The sequence below is a fragment of the Ciceribacter azotifigens genome (genome assembly GCF_048159625.1).
GTDB classification, from domain to species: domain Bacteria; phylum Pseudomonadota; class Alphaproteobacteria; order Rhizobiales; family Rhizobiaceae; genus Allorhizobium; species Allorhizobium azotifigens.
Window position 1 is genome coordinate 252,511 of record NZ_JBLQTA010000003.1, and the last position, 16,960, is coordinate 269,470.

Here is a 16,960-nt window from a genome sequence, read left to right on the forward strand (position 1 = left end):
TCATAGATAATCTATAATAATTCTCGTTGACCATCTACATATTTGCAGACAGCCTAACACCATGAGGACGATTTAATAGATAATCTATTATTTGCCAAGCCTCGACGTTAGCAAAAAACGCGGAGATGCGGCCATGCACGACCTGAACCGGCAACAGACAACAACCGACGACATCCCGCCGCTCTGGATGTTGGAGGATGCTCGCGCGCTTTACCTGCAGCCGTTCAACGATTTGCTTTTTCAGGCCCACAGCATTCATCGCGAGAACTTCGATCCGAACCGGCTGCAGTTCAGCAAGCTGATCAACATCAAGACGGGCGGCTGTCCGGAAGATTGTGGCTACTGCAGCCAGTCATCGCATCACGAGGCAGGCTTGAAGGCCTCGAAGCTGCTCTCATGCGAGCAAGTGCTCGTCGAGGCGCAGAAGGCGAAGGATGCGGGAGCGACTCGCTATTGCATGGGGGCCGCCTGGCGTAGCCCCAAGGCACGAGACGAGGCGACGATCGTCGCCATGGTGAAGGGAGTCAAGGCACTTGGCCTCGAAACCTGCATGACGCTCGGGATGCTGTCCCCGGGGCAAGCTCAAACCTTCGCCGAAGCGGGACTGGACTACTACAACCACAATGTCGACACCTCCGAACGCTTCTATCCCGAGGTCATCACGACCCGTCGATTTGGAGAGCGACTGGAAACGCTTGCCCACGTGCGGGAGGCAGGCATAAAGGTCTGCAGCGGCGGCATCATGGGGCTCGGTGAAAACGAGGACGACCGCATCGACATGCTGGTCACGCTCGCAAACCTGCCGTCCCCGCCGGAGAGCGTGCCGATCAACATGTTGATCCCCGTCCCCGGCACCAAGATGGCGGATGCGGCGCCGGTCGATCCGATCGCCTTCGTCCGCATCGTCGCCCTTGCCCGCCTGCTGATGCCGCGCTCCCACGTGCGCCTGTCGGCCGGGCGCAATGCCATGTCCGACGAGCTGCAGGCCCTCTGCTTTTTCGCCGGCGCGAATTCCATCTTCATCGGGGATACCCTGCTGACGACAGCCAATCCGGGGGAGGACAAGGACCAAAACCTCTTCCGCCGGCTGGGCCTCACTGCCGAGAACGGCCGCTGATGCTCGAACAGCTGACTCGCTACGACACCAAGCTCAGGCAGCTTGAACAGAAGGATCGCCGCCGCCGGCTCTGCGCCAACGCCGGCATCGACTTCTCGTCCAATGACTATCTCGGCCTCGCCTCGTGTCCGCGGATGGCCGCCGGAACGATGGCAGCGCTGGAGCGGGGCGTACCTCTGGGCGCGGGCGGATCACGGCTGCTGCGCGGCAATCATGAGGAACACGAGGCGCTGGAGGCCGAGGCGGCAGCGTTCTTCGGCAGCGAACGCGTGCTCTACTTCGGCAGCGGTTACGCCGCCAATCTTGCTGTCCTGTCGACCTTGCCGCAACGCGGCGATCTCGTGCTGCACGATGCTCTCATTCACGCGAGCGCGCATGCAGGGATCAAGGCCGGACGGGCGCAAGCCATGGCCGTTCGGCACAACGATGCCGAGGCCTGCGAGGAGGCGATCCAGCGCTGGCGACAGGGCGGTGGCATCGGTACGCCCTGGATCGTAGTCGAGAGCCTCTATTCGATGGATGGCGACCGTGCACCACTTCAGGACCTCCTGGCGGTCGCAGATCGTCACGACGGATTTCTCTTCGTCGATGAAGCCCATGCGAGCGGTGTCTGGGGGCTGGACGGTCGTGGCTTCGCCGCAGGCCTCGAAGGGCGGGAGAATGTCCTCGTCCTCCATACCTGCGGCAAAGCGCTTGGCATGTCGGGCGCATTCGTCGCCGCAGACGCCGTTTTGCTCGACTATCTCGTCAACCATGCCAAACCTTTCATCTACTCGACCGCACCCTCGCCGCTTCAGGCCGCGTCGCTCCGCGAGGTCCTGAGGATACTCCGCGACGAACCGGAACGACGGCAGCGCCTCCACCGCCTCATTCACCTCGCCGACCAGCTGAGTGCGGGTCTCCTCGGCACATCGAGCGGGTCCCAGATCCAGCCGGTCGTCGTCGGCTCGAATGGACGGGCCGTCAGACTCGCAGATCGGTTGAGGCGAGATGGTTTCGATGTGCGGGCCATCCGACCGCCGACAGTTCCGGCCGGAACGGCGCGACTGCGCATCTCGATAACCTGCAATGTGGACGAGGATGACGTCCGCTCCCTCTTCGATCATCTGGCCGTCGCACTTGCGGAGATATCGTCGTGAGCGCGCGCTACGTCGTCACCGGAACCGACACCGGCATGGGCAAGACAGTCTTCGCCGCGGCGCTGACGGGCGTACTCGACGGCTACTACTGGAAGCCCGTCCAGTCGGGCCTCGAAGATGAAACCGACAGCGAGACCGTCGCCCGACTTAGTGGGCTCGCCGACAGCCGGGTTCTGCCCGAGTTCCGGCGGCTTCGCACGCCGGTTTCGCCGCACATCGCAGCAGAGATAGATGCCGTGAGCATCGATCCGGACGCGATCGATCCTCCGGCGGTCGACGGACCGCTGGTGATCGAGGGTGCAGGCGGCGTGATGGTTCCGCTGACCCCTGACAGGCTCTTCATCGAGGTTTTCGCACGGTGGAGGTATCCCGTCATCCTGTGCGCCAGAACACGTCTCGGGACTATCAATCACACACTGTTGTCGATCGAGGCTCTGCGCTCGCGGCATATCCCGGTACTCGGCGTCGCGTTTATCGGCGATCCGGAAGAACGTGTCGAAGCCTCGATCGCGCGCCTCGGAAAGGTTCGTCGCCTCGGGCGCTTGCCGTTCCTTCCTGATCTGAATCCGTTGACGCTCGAACGCGCCTTTCGCGACCACTTCGACCTTTCAGTCTTCCAGCCGGAGAGCAGGCCATGAATGCCGCCCAATCGTCGTCGCCTGTCTGGCATCCCTTTACGCAACACGGTCTGGAGCAGCCCTTCAAACGCATCGTTCGGACCGAAAATTCGAGCCTGATTGACGAGGATGGGCAGCGGCTTTTCGACGGGATTTCCTCCTGGTGGGTGATTACCCATGGCCATCGCCACCCAGCGATCATGGCTGCGATCCGCGACGCGACCGAAAACTTCGACCAAATCATCTTCGCGGAGTACAGCCATGAACCGGCGGAAGCGCTCGCGGCCGGCCTGATCGACCTTGCCCCACCCGGCCTCACCCACGTCTTCTATTCCGACAGCGGCTCTACCGCGGTAGAGGTCGCCATCAAGATGGCGCTCGGTTATTTCCATCACCGCGGCGAGAGAAAGAGCAGGATCGTCGTCATAGAGCATAGCTACCATGGCGATACAGTCGGAGGGATGTCGGTCGGTGAGCGCGGCGTGTTCAACGCCCCCTACCAGCCCCTGCTGTTCGACGTCGGCCGGCTCCCCTTTCCCGCACCCGATCGGGAGCAACAGACGCTCAACGCGCTGGAGCAACTCTGTCGCGGTGGCGACGTGGCAGCGGTGCTCGTCGAGCCCCTGATCCTCGGTGCCGGCGGGATGAAGCTCTACGATCCTTCTGTTTTGGCCGAGATCTCAGCCATCGCCAGCCGCTACGGCGCGCTCCTGATCGCCGACGAGGTAATGACCGGCTGGGGCCGCACCGGCACCCTGTTCGCCTGCGAGCAGGCCGGCATTACTCCGGATATTCTCTGCACGTCCAAGGGCCTTACGGGCGGTGCACTGCCCCTCGCCGCGACGCTCAGCAAACCGGAAATCTTCGAAGCGCACCGCTCGACGGATCGCAGCCGGACATTCTTTCACTCCAGCTCCTACACCGCCAATCCGATCGCCTGCGCCGCCGCATTGGCCAACCTCGACGTCTGGCGGCAAGAAGCCGTGAGCGCGCGGGTAGCCACGCTGACCAGCATGCAATGCGAGAAGCTCGCAAATTTCCGCAACGACCCGCGTTTCTCGGAGGTGCGGCAGATCGGAACGATCACGGCTCTCGATCTCGCAACGCTGACGACCGGGTATCTCTCCGACGTCGGACCGAGACTGCGTCGGCTGTTTCGCGAAAGGGGACTGCTCATTCGTCCGCTCGGCAACGTCATCTACCTTATGCCGCCGTATTGCTCCTCTTCCGAAGAGCTCGACCGCGCATATTCTGCTATCGACGAATGCGCCGACCTGATCCGGAGCCCCAGCCAATGACGTGGTCGAGCCGGATGGCCGGGTTCGGCCACAGCGCCCCCGAACGCGTTGTTGAAAACCGCGAGATCGAGCAGCGGCTCGGCCTGGAAGCCGGCTGGATCGAACGGCGCACCGGGATCAGGCGCCGCCGTTGGGCGGAGCCGGAGGACAGCCTCACCGCTCTTGCGGCACGAGCTGCCCAGGATGCGCTCTCGAACGCCGATGTGGACCGGCAGGATATCGGGCTGACGCTGCTTGCCACCTCGACGCCCGACCACCTGCTGCCGCCGTCTGCTCCGTTGCTCGCGCACCGTCTCGGGCTTACCCGCTGCGGCGCGGTGGATCTTACCGGGGCCTGCACCGGGTTCCTGCAGGCGCTGGCACTGGCCGACAGCCACGTGGCGCGCCATGGCAGACCGGTGCTGGTGGTCGCGGCAAACATCCTGAGCCGCCGAGTAAACCCTGACGAACGCGCGTCTGCCGTGCTCTTTGCCGACGCGGCCGGTGCCGTCGTAGTGGCGCCCTCCGAGGACAGCGACTGCGGATTGCTTTCGCTCGATCTGGTGAGCGACGGTAGCCAGTATGATCTGATCGGCATTCCGGCGGGAGGCAGTTCGCTCCCTTTCCGACCGGATCTCCCGAACGACCAGTGCCGGATGAGCATCCGCGACGGCAAGTCGGTCTTTGCCTCGGGCGTCAGGATGATGTCGGAGACGGCTATGAGGGCGCTGGCAGAGGCGGACCTGCAGACGAGCGACGTGACCCGCTTCGTCCCCCATCAGGCGAATGCGCGCATGACGGATGCGCTCTGCGAAAAGCTGTCGATCGGAAAGGACCGGACCGTCGAGACGATTGCCGAATTCGGCAATTCGTCGGCCGCCACCATCCCGCTTTCGCTCCACATCAGCCATAACGAGCGCCCTTATCGTCGCGGAGAAACCCTGCTGTTGAGCGCGGCCGGTGCCGGGATGACCGGGGGCTCTCTTGTCTGGCGCGTGTGATATCCGGCGGCAGGCGTGAGCGACCACCCTCCGGCGGGGTCCGGGCCAAGATCGGGACACGCGCCAGCTTTACGTTCGGCTTCCAATCCGATCTTGTCTGTGCCAGCATCAGCGGCTCAGTGAGAGAGCATCAAGCCTCAAAAGGACCTGGGCTTGATGCGTGGGAGACGGACTGCTCATGGTCAATGTCGCTATCTCAGTCCTGCTCTGGTTTTCGGCGATCGGCTGCGGCTTGCTGGCCGGGCTCTACTTTGCCTTCTCCACCTTCATCATGCGGGCTCTCGGCCGCACCGGCGCAGAGGCCGGCGCTACGGCCATGAACACGATCAACGTTGAGATTCTCCGGTCGGCATTCATGCCGCTCTTCCTCGGCGCCACCGCGTCGAGTGCCATTCTCGCCCTGATTGCCCTCCTCCGCTGGGGCGAACCCAGTAGCCTTTCGATGTTCCTCGGCGGTTTGCTCTATGTCGTCGGGATGTTCGGTGTGACGATGGTCTTCAACGTGCCGCTCAACACCAAGCTATCGAAGGCCGGTTCGGGCAATCTGGACGCCGTCTGGCGGAATTATCTTGATGTCTGGACACGCTGGAACCACGTTCGAACGCTTACCTCCACCGCCGCATCGTCGCTCTTCATTGCGGCGATCGCGGCCGGATAGCGACTCCGGGACCGATCGTCACACACGCACGTGTTCGGGCGGCAGTTTTCTGGTGTGGCTCGGGGGCGCGGAATGCAACCGGTTCCAGGCGCGGCGGAACTGTCGTGTCGAGGCAAAGCCGGCCCGCTCTGCGACGCTTTCCATATCAAGGCGCGTAGTAACCACGAGTTCATGCGCCAGAGCGATGCGCATCCGGTTGACATAATCGCTGACGCTCATCCCCGTATGTTCGTTGAAGAGCCGCGACAGATTGCGAGGGCTCGTCACTGCCACCGCGGCGAGAGCCTCGACCGACCAATCCCGCGCCGGATCGGCGGCGACGGCATCCTGCGCGCGGTGGATCGCCGGATGAATGTGATTGCGGCCCTCGAGCCAAGGCGAGAGCTGAGGGTCGGCACCACCGCGCCGCAGATAAACGACCAGATAGCGGGCAACAGCAAGTGCGGTTGCGTGTCCTGCCTCCTTCGCGACGATGTGCAGCATGAGGTCAATGCCGGCGGTAATCCCGGCACTCGTCAGTCGCTCGCCATCTTCGACATAGAGACGGTTCTCCCTCACACGCGCCGCGGGCGCGAGCCGGATCAACTCGGCGGTCGTCTCATGATGTGTCGTGCATTCGTACCCATCCAGGAGGCCGGCGCGGGCGGCGAGCAGCGCACCTGAACAAATCGAGACGAGCCTCCGGCCCGGCCGAACGGCACGTTTCAGCCAGGCAGCGATTGCCGTTTCGAGCCGTGCGTCTTCGGTGCGGCTGCTGAAGGCTTGGCCGAGCGGCTTGTCGGCAGCGCCCGAGACAACCACCAGCGAACCTTCCGGCAGTTCCTCCGGAAGAGGCTCGACCGCTGCAAGCTGCAAACCGATCGAGCTCCCGACAGTCGGGGCCGGGCCGATGTAGCGAACGGAGAAGGAAACCTCCTCCTGGGCAAGGTTCGCCTTGCGCAAAACTTCCATCGGACCGGCTATGTCGAGCAGCAGCGCACGGGGTGGCACGACCATGTAGACCGGAATATCCCTGCGATGCTGCGTTTCGATTGTCATGCGGCCATCTTCTCGGAAAGACCGGCAAGCGCTTCCTGGACAGTGACGATGCGGGCAAAACGGCCGGCGAGCACGAGTTCGGTGCGGGCACGGATTTCTTCGGCGCTCCATTCGCGGCCGCCGGCATCCGTCATCGGAAACGTGAGCGTCGCTTCGCTGACATAGTCGACGGCGTAGCCGAGGTCGGAAGCGTGACGTGCCGTCGTTTCGCAGCACTGCTCGGTGCGGATGCCGGAAATCATCACCTTGCGAATGCCGTTCCGGATGAGCCAGACATCGAGCCCGCTACCCACGAGGGCACTGTGCCGACGCTTGCAAAAGATTGCGTCCGGTTCGATCCGCAGGGGCTTCAACGTCATAACGTTGCCGGAAGCCTGCGAGAACGGCCCTTCGTCTTCGACATGAAAGATTTGCACCACGGGAACGCCCGCAGCCCTGGCGCCATCAATCAGCGCCTGCTGGCGGGCAATATAGGCGGCAAGCCCCTTCTCGCGGAAATATGGGCGGTGCCGGAAGGACTCCTGGACATCGATCACGATCAGGGCAACATCATTTGCGGACATTTCATGCATCTCCATGTGTTGAACATACGGAAATTCTAACCGCATTTACACAGAGAAAAATTCCTCTTCCTGACAAAGATGGGACATTTCGCGCCAACGACTAAGCGGCTTCTTCCGTCAGATGTTTTCGAAGAGCCAGTCCCTCAGGGCGACGGCATTGTTGTGCGCCTCGTCGCGCGCGGCATAAAGCAGCGTAACCGGCCCTTCTTCCAGATAATTGCGCAGGACATCCGCGGCGGCCTTCGCCTCAGGTGCCGCCAGCTCGGCGAAGTAGGAGGCGCGAAATTCTTCCCAGTCGTCCGGTTTACCGTGAAACCGCTTACGCAAGGCATCGCTCGGGGCAATATCCTTCAGCCAGAGATCGATGCCAGCCTTTTCCTTGGCGATCCCGCGGGGCCAGAGCCGGTCGACGAGTATTCGCGCTCCGTCCGCATCGGCTGCGGGCTCATAGACCCGCTTCAGCATGATCTTCGCCATGGTGGGCAGTCCTCTCTTCACTTGCGCTGCGGAGTATTGAGGCGCAAACCGGAACCGCTGTCAAAGCCGATTGCCGTTGCTCCGGTTGTTTGAAAGGCCGTGACGTTTTGCTATGCCTTGAATATCAGAATCGGGCGGCGATCGCCCCGGAGGCGCAGCAGGACCACCCATGCAGGTTACGATCTACGGCATCAAGAACTGCGACACCATGAAGAAGGCCCGCACGTGGTTGGCGGAGCACGGCGTCGACTACGCCTTTCATGATTACAAGTCCTCCGGGATTGACCGTGGCAGCGTCGAGCGATGGTGCGACGCAGCCGGCTGGGAAACTGTACTGAACCGTGCCGGAACAACGTTCCGCAATTTGCCGGACACAGAAAAGGGCAATATTGACCGAGAGCGGGCAATCGCGCTGATGCTTGAGCAACCATCGATGATCAAGCGGCCGGTCCTGGAGACCGGGGGGCGTGTGCTCGTCGGCTTCAAGCCGGACCTCTATGCCCATTTCTTCGCCCGCTGAGGCTTTCGATGTCCAAAACCACGCGCGCCACGCAGGCCCTAACGAAGGCAGGCATCGTCTTTTCCGTTCACCTCTACGACTACGACCCCGACGCCGAGCGTATTGGTCTCCAGGCGGCAGAGGCGATTGGCGAGGCGCCCCGCCGGGTCTTGAAGACGCTCATGGCCGAGGTCGACGGCAGACCGGTCTGCGTCGTCGTCCCGTCAGATCGTGAGGTCAGCATGAAGAAGCTCGCGGCCGCCTTCGGCGGCAAGTCGGCGGCGATGATGAAGCCGGCAGATGCCGAACGGCTTACAGGATACCACGTCGGCGGCATCAGCCCCTTCGGCCAGAAGAAGGCGGTGCCGACGGCAATCGAGGAGACTGCGCTCGCAGAGCCGCATGTCTACATCAACGGCGGCCAGCGTGGCGTGCAGGTTCGCCTCGATCCGAAGGAGGCCCGGAACGCACTCAAGGCGATCGCCGCCTCCGTGACCGCCTGACGAAAGCCCAAACGCCGCGAGACAGGCGAGAAGGCGTCCCGGCGATGGCATGGACTTCAATTTCGCCGCAAAGACCTCTAAGTCTTTGTGACTCATCGCAACAGAATGGCAGGTTTTCCATGACAATCGCGCCCGATTTCAACACCGCAGTCGATCCGGCAAAGCTCGAAAAGCTGGCCGAAGTAGCCGTCAAAGTGGGCTTGGATCTGCAGAAGGACCAGGAACTGGTCATCACGGCGCCCATTGCCGCCATGCCGCTCGTTCGTCTCATCACCAAGCACGCCTACATGGCGGGTGCGAGCCTCGTCTCCACCTTCTACTCCGACGAGGAGGCGACCCTTGCCCGCTATCGGCACGCGCCCGACTCAAGCTTCGACCGGGCCGCGGGCTGGCTCTATGACGGCATGGCGAAAGCCTATGCGAGGGGTGCCGCACGGCTGGCGATCGCCGGTGACAACCCGATGCTGCTCTCCGGCCAGGATCCGGCCAAGGTGGCGCGCGCCAACAAGGCGAACTCGATCGCCTACAAGCCGGCGCTGGAACACATCTCCAATTTCGATATCAACTGGAACATCTGCTCCTATCCGAACCCGTCCTGGGCGATGCTGGTATTCCCCGGGCTACCGGTCGATGAGGCAGTCCGCAAGCTCGCCGATGCGATCTTCGCCGCTTCGCGCGTCGACCGCGACGATCCGGTGGCCGCATGGGCCGAACACAATGCCGAGCTCCACAAGCGTTCCGCCTGGCTGAACGGCGAGCGTTTCGCTGCCCTGCACTTCACCGGTCCAGGCACAGACCTGACGGTCGGCCTTGCCGACGGACACGAGTGGCACGGCGGCGCTTCAGTCGCCAAGAACGGCGTCACCTGCAACCCGAACATTCCGACCGAAGAGGTCTTCACCACGCCGCACGCGCTGAAGGTGGAAGGCCATGTGTCGAGCACGAAGCCGCTCTCGCATCAGGGAACGCTGATCGATGACATCCAGGTTCGTTTCGAGGGCGGCCGCATCGTCGAGGCGAAGGCCTCGAAGGGCGAGGAGGTCCTGCTGAAGGTGCTCGATACCGACGAAGGTGCCCGCCGACTCGGCGAAGTGGCACTGGTGCCGCATTCCTCGCCGATCTCGGCGTCCGGTATCCTGTTCTACAACACGCTGTTCGACGAGAACGCCTCCTGCCACATCGCGCTCGGCCAGTGCTACTCCAAATGCTTCCTAAATGGAGCTACGCTGACACAGGATCAGATCGCCGCACAGGGCGGCAATTCCTCGCTGATCCACATCGACTGGATGATCGGTTCGGACAAGGTCGATATCGATGGCGTGAAAGCTGACGGAAGCCGGGTGCCGGTCATGCGCAGGGGGGAGTGGGCCTGAGGCTGCGGACGCTTTCGACTGGCGGCGGAAGCCATACACTTCGCCGCCTCGATAGCCCAGATTTCAGTAGTGATAGATGATCCGGCCGCCGTTCATCGCGGTCTGGACCCAGATGACGTTGTGCAGGGCGATGCCGCGCCGCGACAGTGCTTCGCCGAGGGTCGGATCGCCTGCCGCTTGCGCCTGAGCGGCACGCACAAGCGCCGCAGAAGGATGTCGGACGAAGAGCGGGACATCCCCATTCCTCCCGCGGTAGCCTGCGCCGACCTGCACCGCCGTCACGCCGTCGTTATAGACCTTGCCGAACAGGATCGATGCGAGTTCGGCATCACCTGCAAGCGCAGGCGTACCGGCGGCCAGCAAAAGACCCGTGAGAACTATTCCCGCCATCCGTTTCATGATCTCATACTCCTTGAGCGACGGGCCGTGTCAACCGTGCGAACGCCCTCGTGTCTGCTGACGATACGGATAGACATAGGAAGTCCGGCGGGCGTTTAAATGGCGACGATGCAAAAGCTGGTGCAGACCGGCATCACTCGCCCTGCTGTCCTCTCAAGGCGCCGGAGCAGACGTGACTGTCGGTACCGGCGACGCCGCTGCCAGCTGGGCGAGCCACACGCTCGCCAGCACGACCAGGAACCCGAGGAACTGCATCGGCGACAGACCCTGGTCGAGAATCACCCAGCCGAGCAGGGTGGCGACCACCGGCGACAGAAAGCCCAGAGAGGCGACCGCCGAGGGCTCCAGCCGGACGAGGCCCCGAAACCAGAGAATGTACGTGAGCGCGGCGCCGATCAATCCGAGATAGGTGATGCCGGCGATGTTCGTGAACGAGAGTGCGGGCAAGGGCGGCTCCAGCGCAAAGGCAAGGGGCACCAGAAGCAGCCCGCCCGCCGTCAGTTGCCAGGCCGTCGCCGTCAGGCTCGATACCGGCGGGCGCCAGTGACGCGTCAGAACCGTGCCCGTCGCCATGGAAACGGCACCGCCTAGCCCTGCGACGATACCGATCGGGTCAAGTGCCGCCTTCGGTGTCAACACCAGAAGACCGACACCGACAAGCCCGGCAAGACCCGCGACGACGGCGGTCAGGCGCACCGGCGTCGTCAGCACGAGACGAGAGAGCCCTATCACGATCAACGGTTGGACCGCGCCCACGGTCGCAGCGACGCCACCGGGAAGCCGGTATGCGGAGACGAAGAGCATCGCCCAAAAGATCGCGAAGTTGAGCGCGCCCAGCACGAGCATGCGCCACCACCAGAGCCCGCTTGGAAACTGACGGACGAGCACAAGTAGGACGAGCCCCGCCGGCAGCGCCCGCAGCATGGCTACCGTCAGGGGGTAGCCATCGGGAAGCATGGTCGTCGTCACGATGTAGGTGCTTCCCCAGATCGCCGGAGCGATTGCGGTAACGGCAACTGTCGTGATGTCGGCGGATTTCACCATCGGCTCTGCCCTCCTGTTCGAGAAGTGGCATGCTTACGCCGATTTATCTTTATGGCAAGATATATTCACACGGTTGTGGTTGTGGTGAAGAGAGGTCCGATCTCACCACACGCCCGTCTGATCGTCCCTGACCAGTCGGAAAATGCCTCTTGCTGATTAGAAAAGGCTACCCTGCCCGGCCGGAGGTTCGCCCTTTTTCGAGGACCTTGTCGACGGAGGTGCGGTCCTCGCCTCGCTGGCTGAGGCGGCAGTAGCTTCCCCCGGTTCTCCGGTGACAGCCGACACGCGGCCGTCGGCGAATTCGATCGCAATCGCGGTTCCCGTCACCAGCCCGGCGGCGCGCGAAATCGGGCGATCGCCGGCATCTCGTATGACGGCGTAACCGCGCATCAGGACGCTCTTGTAGGAAAGCGACTGCAGCATGCGGTCGTGCGCCGTGATCGCATGCCGGCGCTGCCGGGTCTCCGCCGTCATGGCGGCATCGGCACGGGCGACCAGCCCCGTCAGTCGGTCGCGGGCACGTCCTGTCTGCGACTGCAGACGCGAGGGGATGGCCGTGAGTGCGGCATCGCAGCGGCCGAGGCGGGATCTCAGCCGATCGACCATGCGCTCCACGATCCTCTCGGCAAGCGACGCGCGTTCATTGAGGCGCTGGCGCCGCTCGGCGATCCGCCGTGCCAGAATGTCGGCGTTGAGGCGGGAGGCCGCGCGTTCGAAACTGCGGCGTTTGTTCATCGTGTTGAGTTCGAGGCTGCGACCGAGGCTGCCCGCGGCTTCGTCGAAGCGGCGGCGCGGCAGCGCCAGTAACTGGTCGAGTGACGGAAGGGCGCGAGCGAGCGCCCTGAGATTCTGGCGCCTGGATTCCATCTGACGACTGCTCGCACCCGCAAGCCGCGCACCGAGGTTTGCGACCTGCGCCTCCAGGTCGGCCTTTACCGGTACTGCCATTTCGGCGGCACCTGTCGGCGTCGGCGCCCGCACATCCGCGGCATAATCGATCAGCGTCCAGTCCGTCTCGTGGCCCACTGCGGAAATCAGCGGGATCGCACTTTCGGCTGCAGCGCGCACGACGATCTCGTCATTGAAGCCCCAGAGATCCTCGAGGCTGCCGCCGCCGCGCGCCACGATCAGAACGTCGGGACGAGGCAACGGCCCGCCGGGTTCGATCGCGTTGAAGCCGTGGATGGCGTTTGCGACCTCCTCGCCGCAGCCTTCGCCCTGCACCTTCACGGGCCACACCAGCACATGGACCGGGAAGCGGTCGGAGATTCGGTGCAGGATATCGCGGATGACGGCACCGGTTGGCGAGGTCACGACGCCGATCACCTTCGGCATGTAGGGAAGCAACTGCTTGCGGGCGGCATCGAACAGGCCTTCCGCCGCAAGCCGCCGCTTGCGTTCCTCGATCAGCGCCATCAGCGCGCCGGCGCCCGCCGGTTCCAGTGCCTCGATGACGATCTGGTATTTCGACGAGCCGGGGAAGGTCGTGACGCGACCGGTTGCGATGACTTCCATGCCCTCTTCCGGGCGGTACTTCAGTTTCGAGAAGGTGCCCTTCCAGATCACCGCGTCGATGCGGGACTTGTCGTCCTTCAGCGAAAAATACGCATGGCCCGAGGAATGGGGCCCGCGATAGCCGGAGATTTCACCGCGTACCCGAACATGATCGAAGGCGCTCTCGATTGTCCGCTTAATGGAGCCCGAGAGCTCGGAAACGGTGAATTCCGTGAGATTGGTGGGCGAATCATCACTGAAAAAATTGGCCATGCAGGCTTACTAGCCCAATTGACGGCAAAGATCAGCCTCGAAACGATCCTTGAAGCTCCAACAGCGTTTATCAACCGCACCGGCGTCATTCAGCCGGCAGCTCGACCCGGTAGAGCTGGAATCCTGAGCCTTCCGCCTGCGGCAAGGCCATCAGGTAAGGCGGAATCTCGCCACGACCGAGCGCCGCATAGAGCCCGTCCGGCTTCATCGCCGCCAGGCGCTTCGTCTGCGCGTTCTCGGGACAATAGGCGATCAGACCGACCTTCGCGCCACGGAGGAAGGCGACCGCTTCGGGAGGAGTCGCAAGCCCGATATGCAATTCAGTCAGCATGCCTCCCTGATTGCGGTGGTAGGGCGCCGAAAGCACACGATGGGCAGTGAACCGCAGGATATCGGAACCGCTGTCCGAGGGTGCGACCACAGTCGTCGCCGGCACGTTCACCATTGGCGCTATCGCCCTTTGGCTTTCACAATCCGCGGACGCCGCCATCTCGGTTTGCTTCGGCGCTCCGCTCCGAAGCCGATTGGCGACGCCATCCGTACCCTCGGCGGCGAGCACACCGAGAAAGGCCCATACGCTCGGCACCGCGATGAGGGCACTTCCGAGAAAGAAGAAGCCGATGCTCATGTTCTCGGGGTCGGCATGCGCATGACGGCGGAGTTCGGAAATCAGGAGCGCCAGCGGCAGAATCGCCAGAAGATTGGCGAAGACGGCGCCACGCACCTGGATCAGGGCAATCCCCCAGGCGGCCGCCACCAGTGCGAAAAGGATGGCATGCAGTTCGACGCGGTCGCGCATCACGATACGCGAAAGGCAGACGATCAGAGCGAAAAAACCGACCGCGTAAAAGCCACCGAAAGTGCCTGGCTCGCTCCTCAGTTCGCTGAGCACGGACTGCGCTTCGATCACATTGGAGAGCCAGAGCTTGACCAGCAACGGATCGAGATCGGCAAGGGGATTGCGCAGACACTGCGGCGCCAGAATGAGCGCCGTCGCAGCCACGATCACACCGCTGACCGCGAGCACGGCGAAACGGAACTGGCGGCGAGCTTCACTCGCCAGCAGGGCCGAAAGGAACAGCAATGCGCCACCGGCCGCTGTGATCCCGTAATAGCCTACGGAGAGGCTGTCGCAGGTAACCTCGCCGTAGCGGCTCGGCGGAACCGTGGCGAAGAAGAAGACCGTTACACCGATGGCAATCGCCAGCGCGAACGCCTGTGCCGCGGCGGCGAATGCTCTCCCGTGCCAAGCCCACAGGACGGCAACAACCAGACAGACGACGGCGATGATGGGCGTCGTCTCCGCGCCTATGGCGATTGCCAGGGCGGCCGCCGCGCCCGCGACTGCGAAACTCCACGGCTTGTAGTCGGCATCGACCAGCATGGCTGCCATTGTGGCGATGAGGACGAACTGGACATTGTGGTGGTCGATCGCCCCCGGCAGAAACCGGTTCGACGTAACGACCAGAATGACCGTCATCGCAAAGGCGATCTGCATCACCTGCGGACCGCCTATCCTTCGGCCAGCAAGCCCTGTCGTCGCCAGCAACGGGATCGTGAGCGACAGCGGCCAGAACAGCAATGCCGTGGCCTCGGCCGCGGTTTCCGGCAGGAACTGCCGGAAAAGCAGGATGAGCCCCCCGATCGGAAGGTCGATCAGTCGCGACCAGTGCATCGACGTGCCCGCCTCGAGACCGAGGCGATGCTGCACATTGTCAAACCATCCTTGCCCCGCAAGGAGATCGCGCACGACGACGAGGCGCATGACGTCGTCGTTGTCCGTTCCGACGTAATCTTGCGCGCCTGGCAGATTGAGAAAGGAGAGCGCGGAAACCGTCACCACTGCGTAGAGCAGAAGGGAGAAGCCGTAACGCGTCCAAAGCGGTCTGCGCTCGTCGTTCACGATGTCGATGGCCGCCATGTCGGAATTGCCCCCTCGCCGTCGCACCGGCGGAACCGGGCGGCGGAAATTTCAGGTGTCACATGTGCGCGAAACCTAGCCTTAACCTTCTCAAGAAATAGTAAAACCAGGCTTCGGACAGACCGGAGCGCCCGTTGTGTTTTGCGAGTAACGAGTATGCACGTATCCGGGTCGGAAAATCTCGACATCGCTGTTCTGCTGCCTTGCTACAACGAGGCCGCAACGATCGGGACCGTCGTCCGCAGCTTCCGGCAGGCCCTGCCCGATGCGCGCATTTACGTCTACGATAACAACTCCACGGACGGCACCGCGTTGCACGCGATGCTTGCCGGTGCAACCGTCTTCCGGGAGCGGCGTCAGGGCAAGGGCCATGTCGTGCGCCGCATGTTCTCCGACATCGAAGCCGACATCTATGTCATGGCGGACGGCGACGGCACCTATGCCCCGGAGGACGCCGAAGAACTCGTCCGAACCTTGATCACCGAACGAGCGGACATGGTTGTCGGCATACGCCGCGGCGTGCACCAGGATGCCGGCCGCAACGGCCACGCCTTCGGAAACCGGCTTTTCAACCGTCTCTATCGTTTCCTCTTCGGGCAGGATTTCACCGATATCCTCTCCGGCTACCGCGCCTTCTCCAGACGTTACGTCAAGAGCTTCCCTGCCGTTTCCGGCGGTTTCGAGATCGAAACGGAAATGTCGGTCCATGCCTCACGCCTGAAGCTTCCGGTCTGCGAGCTCGAACTCGATTACGGCCGGCGACCGGAAGGTTCCCATTCGAAGCTTTCGACCTTCCGCGACGGGGCAAAAATCCTCTGGATGTTCGCGATGCTGATGAAGGAGACGCGCCCCTTTGCCTTCTTCGGCGCGTTTTCCGCGGCTCTGATGGCAGCAAGCGTCGTCTTCATGACGCCGGTCCTTTACGCCTATTTCCAGACCGGGCTGGTGGAACGCATGCCGACCTGGGTGTTCTCACTCGCGCTGATGATGATGTCGCTTCTCTTCTTCACCGCCGGCATCATCCTCGATTCCGTCGCCCGCTCGCGCGCCGAGCAGTTGCGAATCCACTACATGACGCTTCCGGGTCTTGCATCGACCCGCGTCCTTCGCGGCGCCAGCACCGAGAAGCGGCTCTCCGCCGACGCGAAATCGGTTCCTGCCAGGGCGGATGCCGCATGAAGAGGCTCCTGCGCTTCGGCATTGTCGGCACCACCGGCTTCGTGATCGATGCGGCTGTGTTGATGCTTCTGCTCAACACAACGCCGCTCGGTCCCTTTATCGCGCGGGCATTCGCGATCGTGATCGCGCTCGCCGCCACATGGCTTCTCAATCGCACGTTCACCTTCGGCGCCTCGCGCCATTCGCTGGCAGTGGAGGGTTTCCGGTATGGGTCGGTCGGCATCACCACCGCCGTCCTGAACTACGTTCTCTACTCGGCCCTGCTGATCGCCTCGCCACTGTTGAAACCGGTTGCCGCACTGGTGCTTGCCTCGTTCGCGGCAATGGCCTTCAGCTTCTTCGGCTATTCGCGCTTCGTGTTCCGCCGATAGCGGGAAGGGACTCTCCC

General features: G+C 63.0%; 18 protein-coding genes. 11 read left to right on the plus strand and 7 right to left on the minus strand.

Going from position 1 to position 16,960, the window contains the following annotated elements; genetic code table 11:
- Positions 1-133: 133 nt before the first annotated feature.
- From bioB to ACM6UT_RS06375, 6 genes are all read left to right on the plus strand, one after another.
- On the plus strand, positions 134-1,117 hold the full coding sequence (bioB, locus tag ACM6UT_RS06350; protein WP_416796504.1) for a biotin synthase BioB: 984 nt from the start codon (positions 134-136) through the stop codon (positions 1,115-1,117).
- Complete coding sequence (locus ACM6UT_RS06355) at positions 1,117-2,256, plus strand: 8-amino-7-oxononanoate synthase (protein WP_416796505.1); 1,140 nt, start codon at positions 1,117-1,119, stop codon at positions 2,254-2,256. Before bioB ends, ACM6UT_RS06355 begins: the two co-directional genes overlap by 1 nt.
- Positions 2,253-2,894: a dethiobiotin synthase gene (bioD, locus tag ACM6UT_RS06360; protein ID WP_416796506.1), complete on the plus strand. Its 642-nt coding sequence runs from the start codon at positions 2,253-2,255 to the stop codon at positions 2,892-2,894. The genes ACM6UT_RS06355 and bioD overlap by 4 nt, the downstream gene beginning before the upstream one ends.
- A complete protein-coding gene (locus ACM6UT_RS06365) occupies positions 2,891-4,171 on the plus strand; it encodes an adenosylmethionine--8-amino-7-oxononanoate transaminase (protein ID WP_416796507.1) in 1,281 nt (426 codons plus the stop codon). Before bioD ends, ACM6UT_RS06365 begins: the two co-directional genes overlap by 4 nt.
- Positions 4,168-5,151, plus strand: coding sequence for a beta-ketoacyl-ACP synthase III (locus ACM6UT_RS06370; RefSeq protein WP_416796508.1), 984 nt, complete (start codon positions 4,168-4,170; stop codon positions 5,149-5,151). Before ACM6UT_RS06365 ends, ACM6UT_RS06370 begins: the two co-directional genes overlap by 4 nt.
- A gap of 178 nt (positions 5,152-5,329) precedes the next feature.
- A complete protein-coding gene (locus ACM6UT_RS06375) occupies positions 5,330-5,809 on the plus strand; it encodes an anthrone oxygenase family protein (RefSeq protein WP_416796509.1) in 480 nt (159 codons plus the stop codon).
- An 18-nt stretch (positions 5,810-5,827) separates the two neighbouring features.
- Here ACM6UT_RS06375 and ACM6UT_RS06380 read toward each other — a convergent pair whose 3' ends face one another.
- The 3 genes from ACM6UT_RS06380 to ACM6UT_RS06390 all read right to left on the minus strand — a co-directional run bounded on the left by ACM6UT_RS06380 (position 5,828) and on the right by ACM6UT_RS06390 (position 7,887).
- The gene (locus ACM6UT_RS06380) at positions 5,828-6,847 is read right to left on the minus strand and encodes a GlxA family transcriptional regulator (RefSeq protein WP_416796510.1); all 1,020 of its coding nucleotides are present in this window, start codon (positions 6,845-6,847) and stop codon (positions 5,828-5,830) included.
- Positions 6,844-7,410 carry an isochorismatase family protein gene (locus tag ACM6UT_RS06385; RefSeq protein ID WP_416796511.1) on the minus strand — a complete coding sequence of 189 codons (567 nt, stop codon included), beginning with the start codon at positions 7,408-7,410 and terminating at the stop codon, positions 6,844-6,846. Before ACM6UT_RS06385 ends, ACM6UT_RS06380 begins: the two co-directional genes overlap by 4 nt.
- Positions 7,411-7,527: 117 nt before the next feature.
- Positions 7,528-7,887: a DUF488 domain-containing protein gene (locus tag ACM6UT_RS06390; protein ID WP_416796512.1), complete on the minus strand. Its 360-nt coding sequence runs from the start codon at positions 7,885-7,887 to the stop codon at positions 7,528-7,530.
- 169 nt (positions 7,888-8,056) lie between these two features.
- Here ACM6UT_RS06390 and ACM6UT_RS06395 point away from each other — a divergent pair, with 169 nt between their 5' ends.
- The 3 genes from ACM6UT_RS06395 (at position 8,057) to ACM6UT_RS06405 (ending at position 10,262) form a co-directional block, all read left to right on the plus strand.
- A complete protein-coding gene (locus ACM6UT_RS06395; RefSeq protein ID WP_416796513.1) occupies positions 8,057-8,407 on the plus strand; it encodes an ArsC family reductase in 351 nt (116 codons plus the stop codon).
- 8 nt (positions 8,408-8,415) lie between these two features.
- Positions 8,416-8,889: a Cys-tRNA(Pro) deacylase gene (gene ybaK / locus ACM6UT_RS06400; protein ID WP_416796514.1), complete on the plus strand. Its 474-nt coding sequence runs from the start codon at positions 8,416-8,418 to the stop codon at positions 8,887-8,889.
- A 119-nt stretch (positions 8,890-9,008) separates the two neighbouring features.
- Complete coding sequence (locus ACM6UT_RS06405) at positions 9,009-10,262, plus strand: aminopeptidase (RefSeq protein WP_416796515.1); 1,254 nt, start codon at positions 9,009-9,011, stop codon at positions 10,260-10,262.
- Positions 10,263-10,325: 63 nt separating this feature from the next.
- Here the strand turns inward: ACM6UT_RS06405 and ACM6UT_RS06410 are convergent, their stop codons facing one another.
- From ACM6UT_RS06410 to ACM6UT_RS06425, 4 genes are all read right to left on the minus strand, one after another.
- Positions 10,326-10,661 carry a hypothetical protein gene (locus tag ACM6UT_RS06410; protein WP_416796516.1) on the minus strand — a complete coding sequence of 112 codons (336 nt, stop codon included), beginning with the start codon at positions 10,659-10,661 and terminating at the stop codon, positions 10,326-10,328.
- 153 nt (positions 10,662-10,814) lie between these two features.
- A complete protein-coding gene (locus ACM6UT_RS06415) occupies positions 10,815-11,705 on the minus strand; it encodes an EamA family transporter (RefSeq protein ID WP_416796517.1) in 891 nt (296 codons plus the stop codon).
- A 156-nt stretch (positions 11,706-11,861) separates the two neighbouring features.
- On the minus strand, positions 11,862-13,472 hold the full coding sequence (gene xseA, locus ACM6UT_RS06420; RefSeq protein WP_416796518.1) for an exodeoxyribonuclease VII large subunit: 1,611 nt from the start codon (positions 13,470-13,472) through the stop codon (positions 11,862-11,864).
- 85 nt (positions 13,473-13,557) lie between these two features.
- On the minus strand, positions 13,558-15,393 hold the full coding sequence (locus ACM6UT_RS06425; RefSeq protein WP_416796519.1) for a hypothetical protein: 1,836 nt from the start codon (positions 15,391-15,393) through the stop codon (positions 13,558-13,560).
- Between the two features lie 156 nt (positions 15,394-15,549).
- On the opposite strand from ACM6UT_RS06425, the gene ACM6UT_RS06430 reads away from it, so the two are divergent.
- Both ACM6UT_RS06430 and ACM6UT_RS06435 read left to right on the plus strand, forming a co-directional pair.
- Positions 15,550-16,572 carry a glycosyltransferase gene (locus tag ACM6UT_RS06430; RefSeq protein ID WP_416796520.1) on the plus strand — a complete coding sequence of 341 codons (1,023 nt, stop codon included), beginning with the start codon at positions 15,550-15,552 and terminating at the stop codon, positions 16,570-16,572.
- Entirely contained in the window at positions 16,569-16,943 is a 375-nt protein-coding gene (locus tag ACM6UT_RS06435; protein WP_416796521.1) for a GtrA family protein, read from the plus strand. Before ACM6UT_RS06430 ends, ACM6UT_RS06435 begins: the two co-directional genes overlap by 4 nt.
- Positions 16,944-16,960 lie beyond the last annotated feature (17 nt).

Bases quoted from the DNA above. Each gene is read 5' to 3' on its own strand.
- bioB (WP_416796504.1), top strand. From the start codon at position 134: ATGCACGACCTGAACCGGCAACAGACAACAACCGACGACATCCCGCCG.
- ACM6UT_RS06355 (WP_416796505.1), top strand. From the start codon at position 1,117: ATGCTCGAACAGCTGACTCGCTACGACACCAAGCTCAGGCAGCTTGAA.
- ACM6UT_RS06365 (WP_416796507.1), top strand. From the start codon at position 2,891: ATGAATGCCGCCCAATCGTCGTCGCCTGTCTGGCATCCCTTTACGCAA.
- ACM6UT_RS06370 (WP_416796508.1), top strand. From the start codon at position 4,168: ATGACGTGGTCGAGCCGGATGGCCGGGTTCGGCCACAGCGCCCCCGAA.
- ACM6UT_RS06375 (WP_416796509.1), top strand. From the start codon at position 5,330: ATGGTCAATGTCGCTATCTCAGTCCTGCTCTGGTTTTCGGCGATCGGC.
- ACM6UT_RS06380 (WP_416796510.1), bottom strand. From the start codon at position 6,847: ATGACAATCGAAACGCAGCATCGCAGGGATATTCCGGTCTACATGGTC.
- ACM6UT_RS06385 (WP_416796511.1), bottom strand. From the start codon at position 7,410: ATGTCCGCAAATGATGTTGCCCTGATCGTGATCGATGTCCAGGAGTCC.
- ACM6UT_RS06390 (WP_416796512.1), bottom strand. From the start codon at position 7,887: ATGGCGAAGATCATGCTGAAGCGGGTCTATGAGCCCGCAGCCGATGCG.
- ACM6UT_RS06395 (WP_416796513.1), top strand. From the start codon at position 8,057: ATGCAGGTTACGATCTACGGCATCAAGAACTGCGACACCATGAAGAAG.
- ybaK (WP_416796514.1), top strand. From the start codon at position 8,416: ATGTCCAAAACCACGCGCGCCACGCAGGCCCTAACGAAGGCAGGCATC.
- ACM6UT_RS06405 (WP_416796515.1), top strand. From the start codon at position 9,009: ATGACAATCGCGCCCGATTTCAACACCGCAGTCGATCCGGCAAAGCTC.
- ACM6UT_RS06410 (WP_416796516.1), bottom strand. From the start codon at position 10,661: ATGAAACGGATGGCGGGAATAGTTCTCACGGGTCTTTTGCTGGCCGCC.
- ACM6UT_RS06415 (WP_416796517.1), bottom strand. From the start codon at position 11,705: ATGGTGAAATCCGCCGACATCACGACAGTTGCCGTTACCGCAATCGCT.
- xseA (WP_416796518.1), bottom strand. From the start codon at position 13,472: ATGGCCAATTTTTTCAGTGATGATTCGCCCACCAATCTCACGGAATTC.
- ACM6UT_RS06425 (WP_416796519.1), bottom strand. From the start codon at position 15,393: ATGGCGGCCATCGACATCGTGAACGACGAGCGCAGACCGCTTTGGACG.
- ACM6UT_RS06430 (WP_416796520.1), top strand. From the start codon at position 15,550: ATGCACGTATCCGGGTCGGAAAATCTCGACATCGCTGTTCTGCTGCCT.
- ACM6UT_RS06435 (WP_416796521.1), top strand. From the start codon at position 16,569: ATGAAGAGGCTCCTGCGCTTCGGCATTGTCGGCACCACCGGCTTCGTG.